A 20,667-nucleotide genomic window follows, 5' to 3' on the forward strand; every position below is an offset into this window, starting at 1 on the left:
AGGACGACCACGGCTTGCAGGTGCTGGCTGCTCTTCAGCGAAGCGCCACGGAGGCGCGGCGCCTGATCGACGACTGCCCCGACCCGGAGTGGCGCGGCTCCGCGGCGGGTATGAAGGCCGAACTGCCGGTGCTCATGGGGGAAGGCCGCTACCGCGAGGCGGCGACGGTCGCAGAGAGCTTGGCCCAGGCGCCTGGGGTCTCCGCGGCGGAACGCATGGGCGCCTGGCTCCAGCTTGCGCGGGCGCTCGCCTACGCGATGGAGTCGACGCCGGCTGGGCCGGGCGAGCGCGAGCGGTTCCTCGAACTGTGCCGGGAACTACGCGACGCCCCGCCTCAGTTGACCTCCGGCAGTGATCTGCGAAGCCTGTACTACCAGATCACGGGTGATGCGGAGTTGGCCGTGGACGAGGCCAGGACCGCCGCCCGCGTCGGAAGCGCGCCTCTCCGGCGTTCCATGGCTTACTGCACCCTGGCTATGGCCCTCATGGGCGCTGGACGCAGAGAGCAGGCCCAGAAGGCGCTTCGCCTTGCGATGAGCCAAGGCTCCGACAATGCGCGCATCGCCTTCGTTGCCGCAGTTGTGGTGCCCGATGGGCGGTCCACACCGGTCTCCGCTGTCGGCAGCTGAGTTTTCGACCACGCAACGCAACTGGGATTGGTGTCAGCTCCATCGTGTCGGCAAGCCGGTTTAGCAAGGAAGGACAGCTGCGCGTGTTGCGGCCGGCACCGTGATCTTCCCAGGCGCGGCGAGCGCAGCGCCTCATCAACGGAGCCAGGAGTTGTGCGATGCCCAGGGAATGGGACTTACCCCCATGAATCCAGTGAGACGCTTGGTCCGCCGGTGAGGTAGCTGAGCAAGGCAGCATCAGTCGTGGACACAAAATTGCGAGGGATGCGATCGGTGTTGACCCACGCTACCTCGGAGTGCTTGTCCGGTTCCCCGTTGGTCAGTTCACCCGACCAGCGGTGCGCCGCGAACACGATGGTGAGAAAGCCGTTGGGAGCTTCGACGCCCCGGGCTCCGTGGATCACGTGGACGAGTCGGAGATCCTCAGGGGAGACGACGAGACCGGTCTCTTCCTTCAGTTCGCGGACTGCGGTCTCCGTGATCGGCTCTCCCGGCTCGCTCTTGCCGACGGGGAGGTCCCACATGCCCTGGGCGAACGCCCCGACCGGCGACGGCTCCTCGGTGTGGCTGTTCAGCACGACCGAACGCGCCTGGGCCTGCGCCGAGTTCCCTGACGATGGAGAAACGGTCGTCTACCAGGACGGTCCTAGACGGTTGTGGGACGAGGTGGAACGCGCGCTCGGCTGGTGGGCCGACCAGCAGCGCCCGCCGTTGGATTGCTTCGGGCTCTCGGTGTCGTCCGAGGGCGAGTTGCGGCCCTGGCTGGCCGACCGGAGCAACCCTGTGCCGTCCTTCGCCTGATGCTTGGCTTCCTGATCGCCTAGCCCCATTGCCCCGCGCCGAACTGGTGTCGGGGCGCTGGGCATTTGCGGCGGTCGACTCGCCCATTGGCAAGACCCCGCGGTGCTACACGAACAGGAGATCCGTGGCTAGTCGGCTTCTACTTGGTCCGTGGCTGGTCCGGATCTCGGTCCGTCTGGGCCGTCCGTAGCCGCTTCCCGCGCCTCAAGATCTCGGCCGTGGACAGGCCGAGGGTGCCGCCGATCGCCCATGCCGCTGTGGTGTCCGCAAGACTGCCGGCGCTGGCGCCGTGGACCACGCTGAGGAAAACGAGAACGGTGAGGCCGACGAACGCCCCGAAGGCCCGCTCTGCCTGCGGCTGCGCTGGGCGCGCGGGTTCGTGACGGCGCCGGAGGTGCTCGGCGAGGGCGGGGACGAGGCCGGGACGTGGATCCCCCGACGCAGAGCGGATCGGCTACTACCGCCTGCTCTGGGATCTGGGCTAGCCGAGGGCTGGCCGCCCGCCTACGCGGTGGTGGGCAGCGGCGGCAGCGGGAGCGGGAGGCCGGGCAGGCCGTCGATGCTGTGCTCGATGTGCTCCTTCTTGTGGAAGTACGTGTCCAGGCTCTCGTCCGTCTCGCGTTCGAAGCGGGACCGGTGCAGCGGCCGGTCCTCGTCGTAGGTCATGAACGGCACGGCGTACCCGCAGGTGTCGCGGACCAGCTCCGCGGTCACCACGATGATCGCGCGCGGGCCGTGCGGGGCGGGGTCGATCGCGGGGAAGTGGGAGACCAGCTCCGGCCAGCGCGGGTCGTCACGGAAGACGGGCTCGCCACGCCCGTGCACGCGCACGATGTTCGGCGGGCCGTCGAAGGCGCACCACATGAGCGTGATGCGGCCGTTCTCCCGCAGGTGGGCGATGGTCTCGGCATTGCTGCCCGCGAAGTCGAGATAGGCCACGGTCCGCTCGTCGAGCACGGCGAACGAGCCGGTGAGGCCCTTGGGGGAGAGGTTCACGGTACCGTCGCCCGAGAGCGGCGCGGTGGCGGTGAAGAACATGTGCTGCGCCTCGATGAAGTCCCGCAGCCGGCCGTCGATGCGTTCATACGTCTTTCCCATGGGGTCATGATGCGCAGGACAGGGATCTTCCGTCCGGGTTTTTCGACCGCGGAACCGGGACGCGCCCGCCGGCATCCAAGGGACATGCGACGTGAGCGGACGACGTGTGTGGCGGGGGCCGTTCTCGCGGGCCTGCTACTGGCCTCCTGCGGTTCCGGACCCTCCGACTCGCCGACGCGGACGCCGACGCCGCCCACGCCGAGCACGCCCGTGCCGGGCGCGCCGACGGCGAGCGCGCCTGCGGCGGTGCATGTCCCGATCGACGCCGTCGCTGTGACGGACGGCGGCCTCGGGCTCGCCGTCCAGGCCCTCGGCGGCGGCTGCCGCCGACTCGCTCTCCAGGCTCAGGAGTCCTCCGCGGAGGTCCGGTTGACCCTGACGGTGACCCGTCCGCCCGGGATCTGCCCGCCCTACGTCACGCTCGTCGAGGTGACCACGACCCTCCATGCGCCCCTCGGCGACCGCCGTCTCGTCGACACCGCCACCGGCCGGACGATCCTTCCCCAGACGCCATCCGGTGTGCCGTCGCACATGGGCTGAGCTCTCTTCGGGTGGCAGCATGTGCGATGACGCCCCGGCACATGCGAAAGAGGGAAAGCACGATGAAGTTTCTGATGCGCGAGCGGGTCTTCGGTATCGGCGACGACCACTGGATCACCACCGAGCACGGCGACAAGGCGTTCCTCGTCGACGGCAAGGCCCTGCGCATCCGGGAGACGTTCGAGCTGAAGGACCACCACACCGGCGAGATCGTCGCCGTGATCAAGAAGAAGATGATCGCGGTCCGCGACACGATGATGGTCGAGCGGGACGACGAGCGCATCGCCACCGTCAAGAAGAAGCTGATCACCGTCTTCCGCGACAAGTACCTCGCGGAGCTGGGGGGCGCCGTCGGCGGCGGCGAGATCGAGATCCACGGCAACTTCACCGACCACGAGTTCACCATGGAGCAGGACGGGCGCCGGATCGCCCAGGTCAGCAAGAAGTGGTTCTCGGTCCGCGACACCTACGCGATCGACGTGGCCGACGACCAGGACGTGCCGCTGCTGCTCTCGATCGCCGTCTGCGTCGACCACCTGCACGCGGAGGAACACCCGCACGAGGTGTGACACGAGGTGTGACACGAGCTGTGACACGAGGTGTGAGCCGATTCGCACCGACGGCTGCGCGGAAGGTTGAGTGGAATAGACTCAACTTATGTCATGCTTGACAGAGCAGACATAGCGCAGGCACAGGCGAGCCCGGGCGCGACCGGAGGAGGACCGAACACACGTGGATGCCAGCAAGCTCACCACCAAGGCCCAGGAGGCCCTGTCCGCGGCGATCCGGCAGGCGTCGGGCGCGGGCAACCCGGACGTGACGCCCGTGCACGTCCTCCTTGCTCTGCTGGAGCAGCCCGAGGGCATCGCCCGGCCGCTGCTGGAGGCCGTCGGCGCCGACCCGTCGCGCCTGCGCGGTGCGGCCGAGCGGCTCGCCCTCGCGCTGCCCAGCGCCCAGGGCTCGACGGTCGCCGCGCCGCAGCTGGCGCGGCAGACCGTCGCCGTCCTCAACGAGGCCGCCGCCCGCGCGGCCGAGCTGGACGACCAGTACGTCTCCACCGAGCACCTGATGGTCGGCCTCGCCGCGGAGGGCGGCCCGGCCGCAGAGGCGCTCAAGGCCGAGGGCGCCACGGCCAAGGCGCTGCTCGACGCCTTCAAGGAGGTGCGCGGCAGTGCCCGGGTCACCTCCCCGGACCCCGAGGGCAGCTACAAGGCGCTGGAGAAGTACGGCACCGATCTGACCCAGGCCGCCCGCGACGGCAAGCTCGACCCGGTCATCGGCCGCGACCACGAGATCCGCCGCGTCGTGCAGGTGCTCTCCCGCCGCACCAAGAACAACCCCGTCCTGATCGGCGAGCCCGGCGTCGGCAAGACCGCCGTCGTCGAGGGCCTCGCCCAGCGCATCGTCGCCGGCGACGTGCCGGAGTCGCTGCGCGGCAAGCGCCTGGTCGCGCTCGACCTCGGCGCGATGGTCGCGGGCGCGAAGTACCGCGGCGAGTTCGAGGAGCGCCTCAAGGCCGTCCTGAACGACATCAAGTCCAGCGAGGGCCAGGTCATCACCTTCATCGACGAGCTGCACACGCTCGTCGGCGCGGGCGCCGGCGGCGACTCGGCGATGGACGCGGGCAACATGCTCAAGCCCATGCTGGCCCGCGGCGAGCTGCGCATGGTCGGCGCGACCACCCTCGACGAGTACCGCGAGCGGATCGAGAAGGACGCGGCGCTGGAGCGCCGCTTCCAGCAGGTGCTGGTCGGCGAGCCCAGCGTCGAGGACACCATCGCGATCCTGCGCGGCCTCAAGGGCCGCTACGAGGCCCACCACAAGGTGCAGATCGCGGACGCGGCGCTGGTCGCGGCCGCCACCCTGTCCAACCGCTACATCACCTCCCGCTTCCTGCCGGACAAGGCGATCGACCTGGTCGACGAGGCCGCGTCCCGGCTGCGCATGGAGATCGACTCCTCCCCGGTCGAGATCGACGAGCTGCAGCGCTCCGTCGACCGGCTGCGGATGGAGGAGATGGCGCTGTCGAAGGAGTCCGACGCGGCCAGCGTCGAGCGCCTGTCCCGGCTGCGCCGCGATCTCGCGGACAAGCAGGAGCAGTTGGGCGCGCTGACGGCGCGCTGGCAGCAGGAGAAGAGCAGCCTCAACAAGGTCGGCGAGCTCAAGGAGCGCCTCGACGGCCTGCGCGGCCAGGCCGAACGCGCCCAGCGCGACGGCGACTTCGCCTCCGCCTCCCGGCTGATGTACGCGGACATCCCGGCCGCCGAACAGGAGCTCGCCGAGGCCCAGGACGCGGCGCGGACCGAGTCCACCACCTCGTCCATGGTCAAGGAGGAGGTCGGCCCGGACGATGTCGCGGACGTCGTGGCAGCCTGGACCGGCATCCCGGCCGGGCGGCTGCTGGAGGGGGAGACGGCGAAGCTGCTGCGGATGGAGGACGAGCTCGGGCGCCGTCTGGTCGGTCAGCTCGCCGCCGTCCAGGCCGTCTCCGACGCGGTGCGGCGCGCCCGCTCCGGCATCGCCGACCCGGACCGTCCGACCGGCTCGTTCCTCTTCCTCGGCCCGACCGGCGTCGGCAAGACCGAGCTGGCCAAGGCGCTCGCGGACTTCCTCTTCGACGACGAGCGGGCCATGGTCCGCATCGACATGAGCGAGTACAGCGAGAAGCACAGCGTGGCGCGGCTGGTGGGCGCGCCTCCCGGCTACGTCGGCTACGAGGAGGGCGGCCAGCTCACCGAGGCCGTCCGCCGCCGCCCGTACACGGTGGTGCTGCTGGACGAGGTCGAGAAGGCGCACCCGGAGGTCTTCGACGTCCTGCTCCAGGTGCTGGACGACGGCCGGCTGACGGACGGCCAGGGCCGGACGGTGGACTTCCGCAACACCATCCTCATCCTCACCTCCAACCTCGGTTCGCAGTTCCTCGTCGACCCGACGATCGAGGACTCGGCCAAGAAGGGGCGCGTGCTGGAGGTCGTCCGGGCCTCGTTCAAGCCGGAGTTCCTCAACCGCCTCGACGACATCGTGGTCTTCGACCCGCTGTCCACGGCCGAGCTGGGCCGCATCGTGGACCTCCAGGTCGCCGCGCTGGACCGCCGCCTCGCGGACCGCCGGATCACCCTGGACGTCACCGAGGCCGCCCGCGACTGGCTCGCGATCACCGGCTACGACCCGGCCTACGGCGCGCGGCCGCTGCGCCGCCTGGTCCAGTCGGCCATCGGCGACCAGCTCGCCCGCGCGATCCTCGCGGGCGACGTCCGCGACGGCGACCAGGTCCTCGTCGACGCCGACGAGGGCGCCGACCAGCTCACCGTCGCCCGCAAGGGCGCCTGACGCCACCGGCGTCCATCCGAGGGCCCCGCACGCTCCGGCGCGCGGGGCCCTTCGCGTCGTCGCCACCGCCGCAGCCCGCTCAGACTCGCTCAGGCCCGCTCGCGCCCACCCCCCCTCGCTCCGGCCGGGCGAAGTATGCCGCTGCCGGGCCGGTGACGCGTGGTCATCTCCCTTTCCCTTGTGGCCCATGGGGTCCTCAGGGATCCTGGTGCCCGGCGGCGTCGCGGGGGGAACGAGGGCCCGTCGGCGCCCGGAGCATGCCGCACCGCCGAGGTCCCAGGGCTCCGACCGGTGCCCGCCGCGGCGGGCGCGCCGAGGGGGGAGTCCTCTTCATGTCCTCGTCGTATCCCTTGCTGCCGCCCTCCGGCTCCGCCGCGCGGGCGTTATCCGGTCAGCGGCCGCTCCGGAGGAGGAGCAGCGCCGCCGGAGCCGTGCCGTCGGGCCGGCGGACGACGGGCGTGCTGTCGGCGGTCGTCGGCCTCGCGTTGGCCGGAGCGCTCGGCGGCAACGTGCCCGCCGCGCAGGCCGCCGCCGCGTCCCCTTCCGGCCCGGGCGGTGTGACCACCGCCTACGTCGCCGACGCCGGGAGCAACTCCGTCTCCGTGGTCGACGTGGCCACGGGCGCGCTCAAGGCCACCGTCGCGAACGTGGGCTACGGCCCGCAGGGCGCGGCCGCGGCCCCCGACGGCGGGCACGTCTACGTGCCGAACATCGGCTCCAACAACGTCGCCGTCGTCGACACCCGCAGCAACTCCCTGGTCGCGGACGTCGCCGTGGGCGCGAGCCCCACCGCCGCCGTGGTCGCTCCGGACGGCACCCGCGTCTACGTGGCGAACCAGGGGACCGACACGGTCTCCGTGATCGACACCGCGCGCGACTCGGTGGTGGGCACGGTGACGGTCGGCGCAGGTCCGGACGCCCTCGCGGTCAGCCCTGACGGCAGCCGGGTCTTCGTCGCGGACAGCGGCGCGGGCGGCGCGCTGTCGGTGATCGACACGGCCACGGACGCGGTGACCACGACGCTGCCGACCGGCGGCGTGCCGGTGGCCCTCGCGCTGACGCCGGACGGCTCCCGCCTCTACGTCGCGGACCACGGCTCGGCCGCGCTCGACATGGTGGACGCCGTGGGCGACGCGGTCGTCGGCACGGTCGCCGTGCCCGCCGCCCCCTACGCCCTCGCGCTCTCCCCGGACGGGTCGCGGCTCTACCTGGCGGACGGGCCCGCGAACAGTGTGGCCGTGCTGGACACCGCGTCCGGGACGACCACGACGATCCCGGTGGGCGGCGACCCGCAGGGTGTGGCGGTGACGCCGGACGGCTCCCGGTTGCTGGTCACCGACCTCGGTGCGGCCTCGGTCTCCACCGTCGACACCGGCGACGACCAGGTGGTGGGCGCCACCTCGGTCGGGGCGGACCCGGCCGGAGTGGCCGTCGCCCTGACCGCGCCCGCGCCCGTGGTGACGGGAGTCAGCCCGGCCTCGGGGCCGCCCGGAGGCGGCACGGCCGTCACCGTCTCCGGCAGCCACCTCTCCGGCGCGACCGGGGTCGACTTCGGTCCGGGCAAGCCCGCCACCTCCTTCAGCTGCGGCGACCAGAGCTGCACCGCCGTCTCCCCGCCCGGCGTGGTGGGGACGGTGGACGTCCAGGTCACCACCCCCGGCGGGACCAGCGCCTCGAGTCCGGCGGACCAGTTCGCCTACGCCGCAGCCGATGTGGGCGTCACCCTCGTGGCCACGCCCCGCCCGGCGCTCCTCGGCGGCTCGATCGTCTACACGGTGAAGGTCACCGACCACGGCCCCTCCGCGCTGACCTCGGCCACGGTCGACGCGCTGCTGCCCAGCCCGATGGCGGCCGCGTCCGGGAACTGCACGGTCAGCGGGCGGTCCGTCACCTGTTCCGTCGGCGCGTTGGCCGTCGGCGCGAGCGCGACCCGGCAGTTCACCGTCCCGGTAGGCCTGCTCACCCTGGGGCTGCCCTACACGGTGACGGTCGGCCGCTCGGCCAGCAGCCCCGTGGACCTGAACCCGGCGAACGACACGGCGAGCCGGGCCTGCACCGTGGTCACCTCGCTGCTGGTCGACTGCCCGTAGGCGAGCGGCTCCCGGGGGGCTTCCCCGATGGCCTTCTCGGTGGCTTCCCGGGCGCCTTTCGGATGGGTTCCCGGGCGGCTTCCGGAGCGGCTTCCGGGCGGCGTGCGGCCGTCCCGGGAGCCCGTCCGTCGCCCCGGCCCCGGCCCGTGCGCCAGGCGGCCTGTGAGTGCACGCCCGAGGCGGCGACACTGGGCGCGGCGCCCCCGGGTGAGGCAGGATGAGTGATGGCAAGCCGTAATCCCCGAAGGGAACCCCTGTCGTGAGCATCGACCCGTCCGCCATCCCCAACTTCGGCGGGCAGTCCCCGCAGCCTCCGCAGCCGCAGGGGCCGCCGCCGGTGATCATCCCGGACGCGGAGCTCGTCAAGCAGCTGCTGGACCAGATGCAGCTGAAGCACGGTGAGGACGCCGAGGGCGACGTCGTCGCACCGTGGGAGGAGTTCCAGGTCTACTTCATGTTCCGCGGTGAGCAGAAGGAGCTCTTCGCGGTGCGTGCCTTCTACGCGCACGCGCACGAGCTCGCCGCCAAGACCGCGCTGCTCGAGGCGCTGGACGAGTGGAACCGCGAGACCCTGTGGCCGAAGGTCTACACGCAGACCACCGACGAGGGCGAGCTCCGCATCGTCGGTGAGACGCAGATGATCGTCGGCATGGGCGTGAACATCAACTACTTCGCGGCCATGGTCGTGAACTGGGTTCAGGCCGCCGTGACCTTCAACCAGTGGATCAACGAGCGACTTGGCCTGGTCAAGGACGTCGACGACAAGCAGGCCGACGACGAGACCGACGGCGGCGCCGAGGGCGGCGACTCCGCCGAGTCCTAATCTTGACCTTGGCTTTACATGACGCCTGCAACCGCTTGCGTAGGGTTCCGACTCTCTGGACTTGTTGAAATCGTCCAGTGATGACGAAGTGACGCGAGCGGAGCAGGTGGCGTGGGGCGCGTGGGGCGGATCAGGAACGGAATCGGGATAGCACTGCTGGCGGGTGCGGTGGCCTTCGGGGCGAGCGGCTGCGGGGGCACGGCCTCGGCGACCTCGGCCAAGGCGTCGGACTCACCGGTCGCGACCGGCGGCAGCTCGTCAGCGAGCGCAAGCCCTTCGGCGAGCCCCTCGCCTACGCATCCGGCAGGCCCCCCGGTCCAGCTGGACTCGATCTATCCCCTCAGCGGCGAGACCGTGGGCGTGGCGCAGCCCATATCCATCGTCTTCACCCACTCCGTCGCCGGCTCGGCGCGCAAGGCCGTCGAGCAGGCCCTGAAGGTGACCACCTCCGTGCCGATGACCGGCGCGTGGCACTGGTTCGGGGACCGCCGCGTCGACTGGCGTCCGCAGAACTACTGGGCGTCCGGGACCAAGGTCTCCGTCGACGCCGACCTGAACAACGTCACCGACGGCAACGGCCGCTGGGGCACGCACGACTATCACCACAGCTTCACCATCGGCGCCGACATCGAGTCCAAGGTCAGCGTTCCCGGCCACTGGATGAAGGTCTACAAGAACGGCTCGCTGATCAAGACGATGTCGATCGACGCCGGCAGCCCGACCTTCCCGTCCTGGAACGGCACCATGGCCGTGATGGACAAGCAGGCCGAGGTCCGCATGACCTCCTGCAGCGTCGGCATCAGCTGCGACAAGAGCAGCCCCAACTACTACGACATCACCCTGCCCTGGGACGTCCACCTGACCCAGTCGGGCACCTACGTGCACTACTCCACCGGCGACCCGTACCCGGGCCACAGCTACGGCTCGCACGGCTGCGTGCACCTGTCGCTGGACGACTCGAAGTGGTTCTACAACCTCACGCAGCCCGGCGACCCGGTCACCATCACCGGCTCCTCGCGGGCCACCGTCTCCGGCGACAACGGCTACGCCGCCTTCACGCTGAGCTGGTCCGACTGGCTGTCGGGCAGCGCGGCGGGCGCGCTGCCGACGAACGTCGGCTGAGCGGTCGCATCAGCGGCAGGATTCGGCAGCATTCAGGACGGCCGGTGCGGAGTCGCACCGGCCGTTCCGTGTGCCTGGGCGTGCGGCTGGAGTGCCGCGTACTGGCGGCGCAGCGCGGCGGCGACGGGGGAGTCGACGCCGTGCCGCGCCTCGGCCGTGCGCAGAGCGCTGCCGAGCAGCCCCAGGGCCTGGCTGATCCGCCCGACGGCGAGCAGACGGCGGGCCTCGTCGACGGTCGCGGCGAGCAGGTCGGCCTCGGGACCGGGCAGGGGAGTCCCGCTCACGGGCGCGGGCGGAGGCGGCGGCCCGGGAGCGAACACCGCCGCCGGCGCCGGCACGACCGGGGGTGCGGGCGCGGTGGCCCGGTCCGGCCAGGGCGCGAAGGGCAGCCGGAAGGGACGCGTCGGATCGCACAGGCCCGGCCCGGCCGGGGAGTACGCGGGCGGCAGCGGAAGCAGCGGCGCCAGCGCCTGGTGGACGGCGTGGGCGTCCGCGGGCCGCTGTGCCGGATCCTTCGCCAGCAGCCGCAGCACCAGAGCCTCCAGCGCGGGCGGCAGTTCCGGCCGCAGCCGCCGCAGCGGGGTCGGCGGCTCGTGCAGGTGCCTGTGGAGCGTGCCCAGCGCCGAGGATCCCTCGAACGGGATGGCGCCGCTGAGCAGTTCGTGCAGCACGACGCCGAGCGAGTAGAGGTCGCTCGCCCGACCGACCGGGCTGCCCATCGCCTGTTCCGGCGACATGTAGGCCGGGCTGCCGACGGGGGAGCCGGTCGCGGTGACCCGGGTCGTGTCCGTGCCCAGCACCGCCGCGACGCCGAGGTCCAGCACGACCAGGGTGCCGTCGTGACGCAGCATCAGGTTGCGCGGCTTCAGGTCCCGGTGGACGACGCCCGCCTCGTGCACGGCGGCGAGGACGGCGCACAGCTGCGCCGCCACGGCCACCGCCCACGGCCACGGGTACGGGTCGTTCTCGGCGAGGTGGTCGGCCAGGTCGGTGCCGCGCACGTACTGCATGACCAGGTAGAGCTCGTCCCCGTCGGTCCCGGCGTCGTGCACGGTGACCAGCCCGGGGTGGTCGACCCGCGCGGTGACCCGTGACTCGCGTTCGAAGCGGCGGCGCAGCTCGTCGGTGTGCGTGCCGCCCGGCGCGGCGGCGCGCAGCAGCTTGACCGCGACCTCGCGGCCGAGCAGCAGGTCGCGCGCCGTCCAGACCTGGCCCATGCCGCCCTGGCCGACGAGCGCGGCCAGCTCGTAGCGGCCGCCGACGGTGCGGCGGCCGGCGCTGCCGCCGGTGCCTGCGTTCGTGGCGCGGGCCGGGGCGGTCACGGGGCGGGCCGCTCGTGCTGGTGCAGCAGCGCGCTCAGCTCGTCGAGCTCCGCCTGCAGTTGGCCGAGCGGGACGAGCGGCGTCGGCTGCGCCGCGGGTCCTGACGGCGGCACGGACCAGTACGGGTGGGCCATCGGGTACGGCGCGGGCGGCGAGAACGGCTTCCGTACCTCCCCGACGACGTAGTAGACGGTGGACGTCGCCATCATGAGGAGCAGGAACAACCCTCCGATGTCGGACGCGTCGGTGTCCCTGTCGTCCGGAGCCGAGCCGACCAGGAAGAAGCCCAGGGTGCACAGCACCACGGTCGCCGCGAGCACGATCCAGTCGGCCGTACGGCGTCGGACGAGCGCGGTGCGCACCAGCGGGACCCAGGCGAGGACCCCGATCGAGACGATCGGGATGCAGGTGAGCAGGACCCGGAGGAGGAAGAGTCCGGCGCGGGCGGCGGTGTACCCCTGCCGCTGCGGCGCGACGGGGTGACCGTAGCCGAACCAGTCGTCCGGCCGGGACGGGAAGGGCGCGGCGGCCGGCCCGGCGGTGGCGTAGAAGCCCGGATCCATGTGCGGGTACGCGTACGGATCCGGCTGCGGGGCGGCGGGCGGCGTGTACGGCGGCGTCGGTCCGGTGGCGGGGCCGTACATGCGCAGCTCCTGGGATCGGGCTCGGGTCGTCGGTAGCGTACCGTCGCCCGGGCCACGCCCGGCAGGTCCCTTCGGCGGCTCTCTTCGGCCAGGTCAAACGGCCAGGTCAAACGGCCCGATCCGAGCCGTCGGCGGTACCCCTCACACCCCGCCCGGTCCGCCCTCCGCCAGGCCGTCGTAGAGGCCCTGCGCGAACTGCTCGCCCAGCCGGGCGGCTTGGCGCAGCGCCTGCTCGAACTCGGCCACCGCGCGGAAGCGTGCGCCGTAGCGCTGCTGCTCGGCCAGGGGCAGCCGCGGAAGGTGAAGGCGACGAGCGTCGAGGCGGGTGGAGGTGCCGGTGAACGTGGACGCCTGGCGGCTGTTGGCGGTGGAGCGCAGGAAGCCGGCGAGGAACCACGGGTCGACCGCATCGGGCGACGGGCGCAGCAGCTGGTGGCCGCGCTCCAGCGGCACTCCGGCGTCCGCCGCGCCCACGACGTGGACGGCGGCGCCCTCCTGGCCGTGCACCGGCACGATCACGTCGCCGGCGCGGGTCAGTGGCGCGTCCCCTGACGTGGCGGTGCCCGAGGCGGCGACGGTGAGCAGGGTGAGTGCGCCCGCGCGGGTGAGCTCTCCGACGCTGGTGACGGGCCATCCGCCGGGCCGGGGGGCGCCGACGGCGGCTTCGACGGTCTCGCCGGTCGCGGGCAGCCGCGACGCCCGCCCGAGCGCGTCGACGAGCTGTTCGCGCAGGTCGTCCAGCCCGACGGCGCCGCCGTCCACGGCGGTCGGCGGCAGGTGGCGCGCCGGGGTGAGGTCCACCTCGTCGTCCAGCAGCTCGACGACGGGCACGATCCGGCTCAGCCCCGGCCGCTCGACGCTCTCCTGCGCCGCGGTCCCGAGCGCGGCGCCCGCCGCCTCGTCCCGTGTCGCCTGCCACGCCGTGAGAGCGGCGTCGCGGGCCTCGGGCCAGGGCAGGGCGCCCGTCTCGACGAGGAGCAGGCCCTGCCCGGTCGGGGCGCTCGCGGTGAGCGGGCGGCGCAGGATCCAGATGTGCAACGGGATCCCGTACGGCGGGGCGACTCCCGCGGGGAGGGCGACGACGGCGCGCAGCGCGCCGCGACGCAGCAGGTCGGCGCGGACGCGGCGGCCGGAACGCCGGGACGCCGTGGCCGGGGGCATCAGCACCACGACCGTGCCGCCCTCGCGGGCGTGGGCCAGCGCGTGCTGCACCCACGCGAGTTCGGACTCGGTGCGCGGCGGCAGGCCGTACTCCCACCGGGAGTCGTAGGCGAGTTCCTCGTGGCCCCAGTTCCGTTCGTTGAACGGCGGATGGCACAGCACCAGGTCGGCGCCGGGGGCGTGCGGCGGGCGGTCGAACGCGTCCGCCCGCAGGCTGTCGCCCGTTCGGACGTCCACCGAGCCGCGCGGAACGGCCGTGCCTCCGGAGCCCCGCCGGGAGCGCCCCTCGGGGCCCCGCCCGGAGCCCTCTGCGGCGAGCGTCAGACGGAGTTCGGCGAGGGCGGCCAGCTCCGCTTCCGCGTCCTGGCCGCACAGGCGCGCGTCGGGGTTCTGCGCGCGGGCGGCTTCGAGGAGACCGCCGAAGCCGCACGCCGGGTCGAGCACCTCGGCCGCCGGTCCGCCGAGCTCGGCCATCAGCGCCGCCAACTCGGGCGGGGTGGAGGCGTACTGGCGCGACACGGAGTCGAGTTGACGGCCGAGCAGGAAGGCGAACGCCTCGGCGGGGCCGAGCTCCTCCGCCAGCTCCAGGCCGGTCGTCAGCAGCGGGTTGTCCGCCGCGGCCGGGTCGGGGCCGAGGGTGAGCGCGGAGCCGAGGCGGATCAGGGCGGCGGAGGGGCCGATCGGGTACTGCTCGACCTCCTGCCAGGCCCGTTCGCGCAGGGGGACCTCGGTGAGCTTGCCCTGCGCGCGCAGCCATCCCTCCACCTCGACCAGGGCGAAGGTCGGGCTGCTGGGCGTGCCGCCGACGGGCTTGGGAAAGTCGGCGTGGCGGCGGCGCCAGTTGCTGACCGCGGCCGGGCCCACGCCCGCGAGGCGGGCGATCGCCGTCGCGGTCACCTCGGCCTGTCGCGGCGTCTCGTGTGCGGGCAGACGGGCCTTGCGCTGTCGGGCCATCCTCGCGCCTCCTTCGGGATCCCCCCGTGGATCCGCGGCGATCATACACAGCGCACCTTGAGTTTGGGCTTCACACACGCAAGACATGTTGACTGACTTAACAGGCCATGCTGTGATTCTCCCGCTGCACAGCCGAGGCCGCGCGAAGTGGTGTCCACGGCGTGTGTTCTGCGTCCTCGTCTGCCATCCCCCAGCTCGGAAGAGGCGTCCCACCATGACCCCCCACCTCCGTCGCGCGTTCGCCGCCGCCCTCTGCGCCGGAGCGGCCCTGGCCCTGACGGCCTGCTCCTCCGCCGACGGCAGCCCGACGACCGCCGCAGCGGCCGGATCGGCCGTCGCCACGCCTTCCCCCGCCGACCCCAACGCGGGGCTGCCCAACGGCACGAAGATGACCGGCTGGCTGCTGCCGGCGGGCGTGGTCCCGAAGCTCAAGGCCGACAGCCAGGCCGTGGACAACTCCGGCGACGTCTACCTGCAGCCGGCCGACAAGACGATCCCCAAGGCGCAGGCCTGCGATCAGCTGGGCCAGACCGACTGGATGGACGCGGGCGGCATCGGCCCCTCCGCCGCGGCGGGCGACGACTTCGCCGACGCCTACGGCAACGAGTACTACCAGCAGGTCAACGCCTACCAGACCACTCGCGCCGCCCAGGAGTTCGCCGCCCTGGAGAAGGTGTTCGCCGAGTGCAAGGCCTACCCGACCAAGATCAGCGGTGCGACCTACACGATGCACGTCAAGGCCAAGCCCGTCGCCGGCCTGGGCGATGAGGCCGTGGCCGCGACCCTGTCCTCGCCCGACATCCGCGGCGGCGAAACGCTGGTGATGATCCGCTCAGGCCGGATCCTGGTCACGACCATGTACGACGACCAGAGCGGCTCCGGCGCCCAGGCCCTGACGCTCGCACGCCGTCTGCTGAAGAACGTCCCGGCGGCACCGGCCGAGGCCGGCTGACGGGCCGGGCAGCCGTCCTGAGCGCGCGGGGGTTGCGCTCAGGACGGCGGGTCCGCGGAGCCGCCCGCACGGGGTCTGCCCAGCGACCAGGCTTCCGAGCGACGCGCGGTCCGCGCCCGCCCCGACCGCCGTCACCACATCGGTCACCGTCCGGCTCGTCGCCCCCTGTTCCGGGCCGTCCCGCCTGCCGGTCCGTCCCGCCTGCCGTTCCGGCCCGTTCCGTTCCGGCCCGGCCCGGCCCGGCCCGGCCCGGCCCGGCCCGCGTCCGTGCCCGGGTCCGCGTCAGCCGAAACCGATCACCGGCGCGAACCGACCGCCTATGCTGCGGTCATGAGCGACAGGCCGCTGTTGAACCGCCGACTGGCGGGCATGGGGACGACGATCTTCGCGGAGATGTCCGCGCTCGCCACCGCGACGGGCTCGATCAACCTGGGCCAGGGCTTCCCGGACACCGACGGTCCGCGGGAGATCGCCCAGGCCGCCGCGGACGCGGTGCTGTCGGGGCGGGGCAACCAGTACCCGCCGGGGCCCGGCATCCCGGAGCTGCGCGCCGCCGTCGCCGAGCACCAGCAGCGCTTCCACGGCCTCGGCTACGACCCCGACACCGAGGTGCTGGTCACCGCCGGCGCGACCGAGGCCCTCGCCGCCGCGCTGCTGGCCCTGCTGGAGCCGGGCGACGAGGTGATCGCCTTCGAGCCCTTCTACGACTCGTACGCCGCCTGCATCGCCATGGCCGGCGCCACCCGCGTCCCCTTGACGCTGCGCGCGCCGTCCTTCCGTCCGGACCTGGACCGGCTCCGCGCGCTGATCACCCCGCGCACCCGGCTGCTGCTGCTCAACTCCCCGCACAACCCGACCGGCATGGTGCTGACCGGCGAGGAACTCGCCGTCATCGCCGAACTCGCCGTCGAGCACGACCTGCTGGTCGTCACGGACGAGGTCTACGAGCACCTGGTGTTCGCCCCGTCCACGCACCGGCCGCTTGCCTCGTTCCCCGGCATGCGCGAGCGCACGGTGTGCGTCTCCTCGGCCGGCAAGACCTTCTCGTTCACCGGCTGGAAGGTCGGCTGGGTCACCGGGACCCCCGAACTGGTAACCGCGGTCCGCGCGGCCAAGCAGTACCTCACCTACGTCAGCGCCGGTCCCTTCCAGTACGCCGTCGCGGACGCGCTCCGCCTGCCGGACTCCTACTTCGCCGACTTCCGCGCCGACCTCCAGCGCAAGCGCGACCTCCTCGCGAGCGGCCTGCGCGCCGCCGGCTTCGAGGTGTACGAGCCGCAGGGCACGTACTTCATCACCACCGACATCGCCCCCTTCGGCGAAACGGACGCCTACGCGTTCTGTCGCGAGCTCCCGGCACGCTGCGGCGTGGTGGCCATCCCCAACTCCGTCTTCTACGACGACAAGGAGGCGGGCGCGACGCAGGTCCGCTTCACTTTCTGCAAGCGGGACTCCGTCCTTCAAGAGGCCGTCAGCCGTCTGCAGAGCCTCACGCCCTGACGCGCCGACGGCCAGCAGAAAGCTGCGGATGCACGTGCTGAAGCGCGACGCCTTCCGGTGCGTGATCTGTGGCCGCAAGGCCAGTGACCACACGGAAATCGAACTGCACGTCCACCACCCGGCGGCGGGTCTGGACCGAGGCAACGCGGAATTCGACGAGGAGATCACTCGCTGTCGCGAGCTTGTGGCACATCATCTGACCTGCGTGCCGGATTCTGGAATCCGCCGGCAGTAGGCGCGTCGTGGCTGGCGACGCGAGTCCGGGCCCCGGGGCCCCGGGCCCCGGCCGCGTCAGCGGGCGATGTTGTCCGCCTGGCCCGCGGGCGCGCCGGCCGCCGAGGAGGTCGCCACCGGGTGGGCCAGGGCGGTGGTGTGGGGGCGACGCACCGCGGTGAGGACCAGGACGCCCGCGACGAGGCCGGTGACGCCCGCCGTCAGGAAGACCGGGTGGAGCCCGGCGGCGAAGGCCGCGCGCGCGGAGTGGCCGTGGGCGTGCTGCTGGAAGATCGTGCCGAGAACCGCGATGCCGAGGGCGTAGCCGAGCTGCCGGGAGGTGTTGAGAGCGCCGGAGGCCATGCCCGCGCGCTGCGGCGCGACGGAGCCCAGGGCGGTCGCCATCAGCGTCGGCGTGGACAGGCCGACGCCGACCCCGGTGACGAGCATGCCGGGCAGCAGCGCGGACCAGCCGGACGTCGCGGAGACGGCGGTGAGCAGCAGCGTGCCGGTGCCGATGAACAGCAGGCCCACGCCGATGGGGAGTTGCGGCGGGAACCGGTGCAGGGAGCGGCCGGTGCCCAGGGCGACGACGAAGGCTGTCGCGGCCATCGGCGAGACGGCCAGGCCCGCGTCCAACGGCGAGAGGCCCAGGGCCTGCTGGAGCCAGAGCGAGGTGTAGGTGAGCTCGGCGAACGCCGCCGCGTTCATCAGCAGACCGCCGACCAGCAGGCCCGTGAAGCTGCGGTTGCGCAGCAGCGAGAGGTCCAGCAGCGGGCGGCGGACCCGCAGTTCGACCACGGCGAAGACGATCAGCGCCGCGGCGGCGCCGCTCAGCGGGACCTGGACCACGGTGCTGCCCCAGCCGTGCGAGCCGCTCTCGATCAGCCCGTAGGTCAGCGCGGCGGCGAAGACGGTGAAGGCGAGCGCGCCGGCGGCGTCCACGCGGCCCTCGACGGCGTGCGGTCGCGGCAGCCGCAGGCCCTTGCCCAGCGTCATGGCGAGCGCGACGGCCGCGATCGGCAGGTTGACCAGGAAGATGGAACGCCAGCCGAACTGGTCGGTGAGCAGCCCGCCGAGAACCGGGCCGATCGCGGCCGCCGCACCGTTGACGGCGCCCCAGACGCCGAACGCGGCGCCCCGGTCGCGGCCCTGGTAGGCGCCGGCGATCAGCGCGGTGGTGGACGTCATCATGGTTGCGCCGCCGACACCCTGGGCGGCGCGGGCGGTGATCAGCGTGGCTGCGTCCGGGGCGAGCGCGCACACCAGCGAGGCGGCCGCGAAGAGCACCAGACCGCAGAGGTAGAGCCGGCGGTGGCCGAGCCGGTCGCCGAACGAGCCGCAGACCATCAGCAGCGCAGCCAGGGTCAGGGCGTAGATGTCCACCACCCACTGCAGGGAGGTGAACGACGAGTTCAGGTCGGCGGACATCTTGGGCAGCGCGACGTTCACGATGCTGACGTCGACGAGCAGCATGAAGGCGCCGAGGCAGATGGCCGCGAGTGGTATCCACTTACGCACGTTGGGCTCCGGTTGACGGACTGGGGCTGGCGGGACTGGGCTGGGGATCGGTCACGAGGATCTGGTCGGACCCGTCTGGTCCGTACGACCGGCCCCGGGTCTCAGCGTGCGCCCGGCCGGGGCTGCCGGCCTCGTCATCGCCCACTACTGCGGTGGATCTCGACATTGTCTAGGCTGGAAAGGGTGGAATCCGACAACGCGACGACGGTACGCCCGGGCGCCTTCGACCCGCTCGACCGCCAGTTGATCCAGGCGCTGCAGCTCGACGCGCGGGCGCCCTTCAGCCGTCTCGCCGAGCTGCTCGGCGTCTCCGACCAGACCGTCGCCCGGCGCTACGCCCGGCTGCGGGCCACCGGGCTGCGGGTGCTGGGCCTCAGCTCTCCTGAGGCCCTCGGCGAGGTGCGCTGGATGGTGCGGGTGCAGTGCGCGCCTGCGGCGGCCATGGACCTGGCGGAGGCGCTGGCCCGGCGCCCGGACACGGCCTGGGTCAACGTCTGCTCCGGGGGCGCGGAGATCAACTGCTCCACCCGCGCGCACCCGGACCGGCAGGACGACCTGCTGCTGCAGCGGCTGCCGCGGACGTCGGCCGTGGTGGGCATCGTGGCGCACTGCGTCCTGCACACCTACTTCGGCGGGGCGCAGAGTCTCGCGCTCAAGTCCGGCGCCCTGGGCGCCGAGCAGGTCGCCTGGCTGCGTGCGCGGTCCGACGTGCCGGATGTCGTGCCGGCCCCGTCCGCCCTCGGGCCGCGCGTGACGCTGGACGCCGGTGACCGCCGGTTGTTCGCCGCTCTGGCCGCCGACGGCCGTGCGGGCTTCCCCGAGCTCGCGGCCGCCACGGGCTGGTCGGCCAGCACGGTGCGCCGCCGGATGGACGAGCTGTACCGCTGCGGCGCGCTCTACTTCGACCTGGACCTCGACTGGCGGCGCTTCGGCGTGCAGGCGGTGACGGAGCTCTGGCTCGACGTCGCCCCGGCCGAACTGGCCGCCACGGGTGAGGCTTTGGCAGCCCACCCCGAGATCGGCTACGTCGCGGCGGTCACCGGGCCGAGCAACCTCAACGCAGTCGTGCTCGGCGCGGACGTGCAGGCCCTCTACACCTATCTGACCACCAGGATCGCCGCGTTGCCGGCCGTGCGGCGGATCGAGTCGGCGCCGGTGATGCGCACCGTGAAGGGCCCGGGGCCGATCGTCACGCCGACGCGGCCGAGCCGTCCGCGAACGGTGCGCCCCCGCGCGGCACACCCGTCACGGCGAGCCGAAAGCTGACGGACCCGAAGCTGACCCGGTCGCCCGCTCGGACCGGGACGGTGCCGATCACCCGCCAGCCGTTGACCTGCGTGCCGTTGGTCGAGCCGAGGTCGCGCAGCAGCCAGACGCCGCCCTCCAGCCGCAGTTCGGCGTGGACGCGGGAGACCGACTCGTCGCCGAGCTTGAGGTCGCACCCGGGCAGCCGTCCGATCTTCACCGGCCCGGACGGGTTGCGCGGCAGCGGAAGCGCGGGCAACTGCGGTGTGCGCCACGCGTTGTCGAGCCGCACTTTGAGGGTGGCGACGGCCGCGACGGCCTTCGTCAGCGCGCGCACGACCCGCCCGTCGGTGGGCAGGTCGGCGGTGAGGGCGTCGAGTTCGTGCCTGGCGCGGGCGGCGAAGGCCAGCTCCATCCGCCGCAGGAAGGTGTCCTGGGAGAGCCGACCCTGCACCGCGTGCTCGCGCAGGCGCTCGACCACCCGCTCCCGGTCCGCGTCGGAGAGGCGCTCGCCGGGAAGGTGCTCCTCCGGCAGGCTCTCCGAGAGGAGTTCGTCCATGCGGAGTACGGCGGTGCGCTGTTCCGGTTGCGGTCGCGCGGCGGGGTCGCTCATGAAGCAGATTGTCATCTCTGCCGCCGGGGCCGTCCAGATCCGTCGAAGGAGCGAGCGGCCGTGGTCCGGCTGACGACGCGTGGCCCCGTTCGGGTGGCACACGGACGGG

The 20,667-nt window shown here is 72.8% G+C and carries 18 protein-coding genes and 1 pseudogene; 12 read left to right on the plus strand and 7 right to left on the minus strand.

Features of this window, described 5'->3' with window-relative positions:
• On the plus strand, window positions 1–629 hold a 629-nt coding region (locus tag TR48_RS43610; RefSeq protein ID WP_042371606.1), incomplete at its 5' end, for a tetratricopeptide repeat protein.
• A 176-nt stretch (window positions 630–805) separates the two neighbouring features.
• Here TR48_RS43610 and TR48_RS26000 read toward each other — a convergent pair.
• Window positions 806–1,207, minus strand: coding sequence for an NUDIX domain-containing protein (locus TR48_RS26000; protein ID WP_042371608.1), 402 nt, complete (start codon window positions 1,205–1,207; stop codon window positions 806–808).
• Here TR48_RS26000 and TR48_RS40895 point away from each other — a divergent pair.
• On the plus strand, window positions 1,152–1,430 hold the full coding sequence (locus tag TR48_RS40895; protein WP_084729774.1) for a hypothetical protein: 279 nt from the start codon (window positions 1,152–1,154) through the stop codon (window positions 1,428–1,430). The two genes, TR48_RS26000 and TR48_RS40895, sit on opposite strands and share 56 nt — an antisense overlap.
• A 504-nt stretch (window positions 1,431–1,934) precedes the next feature.
• Here TR48_RS40895 and TR48_RS26005 read toward each other — a convergent pair.
• Window positions 1,935–2,528: a pyridoxamine 5'-phosphate oxidase family protein gene (locus tag TR48_RS26005; protein ID WP_042371610.1), complete on the minus strand. Its 594-nt coding sequence runs from the start codon at window positions 2,526–2,528 to the stop codon at window positions 1,935–1,937.
• Between the two features lie 84 nt (window positions 2,529–2,612).
• Between TR48_RS26005 and TR48_RS26010 the strand changes: the two genes are divergently transcribed.
• The 6 genes from TR48_RS26010 (at window position 2,613) to TR48_RS26035 (ending at window position 10,433) form a co-directional block, all read left to right on the plus strand.
• On the plus strand, window positions 2,613–3,068 hold the full coding sequence (locus tag TR48_RS26010) for a hypothetical protein (protein ID WP_152628192.1): 456 nt from the start codon (window positions 2,613–2,615) through the stop codon (window positions 3,066–3,068).
• Between the two features lie 62 nt (window positions 3,069–3,130).
• The gene (locus TR48_RS26015; RefSeq protein WP_042371612.1) at window positions 3,131–3,637 is read left to right on the plus strand and encodes an LURP-one-related family protein; all 507 of its coding nucleotides are present in this window, start codon (window positions 3,131–3,133) and stop codon (window positions 3,635–3,637) included.
• Window positions 3,638–3,800: 163 nt separating this feature from the next.
• Complete coding sequence (clpB, locus tag TR48_RS26020) at window positions 3,801–6,398, plus strand: ATP-dependent chaperone ClpB (RefSeq protein ID WP_042371614.1); 2,598 nt, start codon at window positions 3,801–3,803, stop codon at window positions 6,396–6,398.
• Between the two features lie 458 nt (window positions 6,399–6,856).
• Complete coding sequence (locus TR48_RS26025) at window positions 6,857–8,488, plus strand: IPT/TIG domain-containing protein (protein WP_161789911.1); 1,632 nt, start codon at window positions 6,857–6,859, stop codon at window positions 8,486–8,488.
• Between the two features lie 259 nt (window positions 8,489–8,747).
• Window positions 8,748–9,311 (plus strand): type III secretion system chaperone family protein, encoded by a 564-nt coding sequence (locus TR48_RS26030; protein WP_042371616.1) that lies wholly within the window; start codon window positions 8,748–8,750, stop codon window positions 9,309–9,311.
• Window positions 9,312–9,479: 168 nt separating this feature from the next.
• The gene (locus TR48_RS26035) at window positions 9,480–10,433 is read left to right on the plus strand and encodes a L,D-transpeptidase (protein WP_439654495.1); all 954 of its coding nucleotides are present in this window, start codon (window positions 9,480–9,482) and stop codon (window positions 10,431–10,433) included.
• A gap of 92 nt (window positions 10,434–10,525) precedes the next feature.
• Here the strand turns inward: TR48_RS26035 and TR48_RS26040 are convergent.
• From TR48_RS26040 to TR48_RS26050, 3 genes and pseudogenes are all read right to left on the minus strand, one after another.
• Window positions 10,526–11,755 (minus strand): annotated as a pseudogene (locus TR48_RS26040) (serine/threonine-protein kinase); the annotation flags it as partial.
• Entirely contained in the window at window positions 11,752–12,399 is a 648-nt protein-coding gene (locus tag TR48_RS26045; RefSeq protein ID WP_042371620.1) for a hypothetical protein, read from the minus strand. The gene TR48_RS26045 and the pseudogene TR48_RS26040, both read right to left, overlap by 4 nt.
• A 141-nt stretch (window positions 12,400–12,540) precedes the next feature.
• Entirely contained in the window at window positions 12,541–14,514 is a 1,974-nt protein-coding gene (locus TR48_RS26050; RefSeq protein WP_063771063.1) for an N-6 DNA methylase, read from the minus strand.
• A 214-nt stretch (window positions 14,515–14,728) separates the two neighbouring features.
• On the opposite strand from TR48_RS26050, the gene TR48_RS26055 reads away from it, so the two are divergent.
• The 3 genes from TR48_RS26055 (at window position 14,729) to TR48_RS40900 (ending at window position 17,201) form a co-directional block, all read left to right on the plus strand.
• A complete protein-coding gene (locus TR48_RS26055) occupies window positions 14,729–15,466 on the plus strand; it encodes a hypothetical protein (protein ID WP_042371622.1) in 738 nt (245 codons plus the stop codon).
• A gap of 330 nt (window positions 15,467–15,796) precedes the next feature.
• Window positions 15,797–16,966 carry a pyridoxal phosphate-dependent aminotransferase gene (locus TR48_RS26060; protein ID WP_042371624.1) on the plus strand — a complete coding sequence of 390 codons (1,170 nt, stop codon included), beginning with the start codon at window positions 15,797–15,799 and terminating at the stop codon, window positions 16,964–16,966.
• Between the two features lie 28 nt (window positions 16,967–16,994).
• Window positions 16,995–17,201: a hypothetical protein gene (locus tag TR48_RS40900; RefSeq protein WP_084729777.1), complete on the plus strand. Its 207-nt coding sequence runs from the start codon at window positions 16,995–16,997 to the stop codon at window positions 17,199–17,201.
• A 56-nt stretch (window positions 17,202–17,257) separates the two neighbouring features.
• On the opposite strand, the gene TR48_RS26070 is transcribed toward TR48_RS40900, so the two are convergent.
• Entirely contained in the window at window positions 17,258–18,700 is a 1,443-nt protein-coding gene (locus tag TR48_RS26070) for an MFS transporter (protein WP_052443042.1), read from the minus strand.
• A 183-nt stretch (window positions 18,701–18,883) separates the two neighbouring features.
• Between TR48_RS26070 and TR48_RS26075 the strand changes: the two genes are divergently transcribed.
• A complete protein-coding gene (locus tag TR48_RS26075) occupies window positions 18,884–19,966 on the plus strand; it encodes an Lrp/AsnC family transcriptional regulator (RefSeq protein WP_042371627.1) in 1,083 nt (360 codons plus the stop codon).
• Here the strand turns inward: TR48_RS26075 and TR48_RS26080 are convergent.
• Entirely contained in the window at window positions 19,890–20,504 is a 615-nt protein-coding gene (locus TR48_RS26080; protein WP_042371706.1) for an FHA domain-containing protein, read from the minus strand. The two genes, TR48_RS26075 and TR48_RS26080, sit on opposite strands and share 77 nt — an antisense overlap.
• Window positions 20,505–20,667: the final 163 nt, after the last annotated feature.

This window comes from Streptacidiphilus neutrinimicus (genome assembly GCF_000787815.1).
Classification (GTDB): Bacteria; Actinomycetota; Actinomycetes; order Streptomycetales; family Streptomycetaceae; genus Streptacidiphilus; species Streptacidiphilus neutrinimicus.